Annotated in this window: 2 protein-coding genes; both read left to right on the plus strand. The window is 31.2% G+C overall.

The features are described 5' to 3' along the window. Positions 1-1067 (plus strand): 1-deoxy-D-xylulose-5-phosphate synthase (locus A6P36_RS05745; protein ID WP_156507992.1); only part of this gene is annotated, 1067 nt, incomplete at its 5' end. Positions 1068-1233: 166 nt separating this feature from the next. Continuing rightward, positions 1234-1554: ATP-binding cassette domain-containing protein (locus A6P36_RS08230; protein WP_242861675.1), on the plus strand; the 321-nt coding region annotated here is incomplete at its 3' end.

Consider the following 1554-nt stretch of genomic DNA (forward strand, 5'->3'; position numbering starts at 1 on the left):
TAGAAGAAGTAAAAGATATTGACCATCCTATTGTTGTTCATATCAACACTTTGAAAGGTGAAGGATATCAACCAGCGATAGAAAGAAAACGTGAATTCCATTGGCATGTACCATTTAATGTTGAAGATGGTTCAACTAAAAATGTAGCAACAGGGGAATCATATAATAAATTAATTCTTGATGAGTTAGGTAGACAAATTGATGATGGTAAACCAATTATGGCTATTAATGCTGCAATACCAGGTGCATTTGATTTAGTATCGTTCAAGGAAAAATACCCTAATAATTATGATGACGTTGATATTGCTGAACAATATTCTATCACATATGCAACAGGATTAGCTGCTAATGGTGCAAGACCAGTAGTCTTCCATAATAGCACATTCCTTCAAAGAGCGTACGATCAATTAGAACATGATATGGCATTAAATGGTTATCCAGTTGTTATGCTAGTAAAAGGTGGGCACATTACTGAAAACTCTAATACACATCAAGGAATTTTTGATATAGGTATGATTTCTAGCATTCCTAATTTGGAATATTTAGCTCCAACAAATGCAGAAGAATTGATTTCAATGTTACGTTGGGCATTAATACAAACTGATAAACCGGTTGTTATTCGTGAACCAATTACTGAAGTACGACATGGAGAAGCAGACGATGATTATACAGAGATAAATTATCGTATAGCAAACCAGGGAGAGAAAGTAGCAATTTTAGGATTGGGTGCATTCTATAAATTAGGTGAAGATGTTCAAAGAAAGTTGAAAGAAGTTTTGAATATCAATGCTACATTGATTAATCCAATTTCTGCTACAACACTAGATGTTGAAACTTTAAATAATTTAAAGAAGGATCATGAATTAGTTGTAACACTTGAAGATGCAAGCATGGTTGGTGGCTTTGGAGAAAAGGTAGATCACTTCTATGCTGATTCTGAAATGAAAGTTTTAAACTTTGGTGCTCAAAAGGAATTAACTGATATGATTCCAGTTGAAGAATTGTATGATCGATATCATTTAAATCCTGAACAAATTGTAGATGATATAAAAAGAGTTATAGATTAATTGTGAAAATAGATCTCTATATAGAGGTCTATTTTTATTGCAATTATAATTTTAAAATGATATTATGACAATGTGTCATATGACAAGTTGTCATAATAAATCTGAAGGGATTGAAAAAAATGCCAGTAATGGAATTAAAAAATGTTACTAAGACATATAANNAATTATTTATGAAGGAAAGAATTTACGTAATTTTTCAACTCAAGAATTAGTTGACTATCATAAAAAGAGTATAGGATTTATTTTTCAGAACTTTAATTTGATCTCACATTTAAATCTAATAGATAATGTTTCAATGGCGATGACATTATCAAATGTAAGTGAAGATTTTAGAAAAAAACGTGCTAAAGAATTATTACGCAAAGTTGGATTAGAAAAACACATGTATAAAAAGCCAGATCAAATTTCTGGCGGGCAAAAACAGCGTGTAGCTATTGCACGTGCATTGGTTAATGATCCTGATGTAATTATTGCTGATGAACCTACA

The sequence above is a fragment of the Candidatus Arthromitus sp. SFB-turkey genome (assembly GCF_001655775.1).
GTDB lineage: Bacteria > Bacillota > Clostridia > Clostridiales > Clostridiaceae > Dwaynesavagella > Dwaynesavagella gallinarum.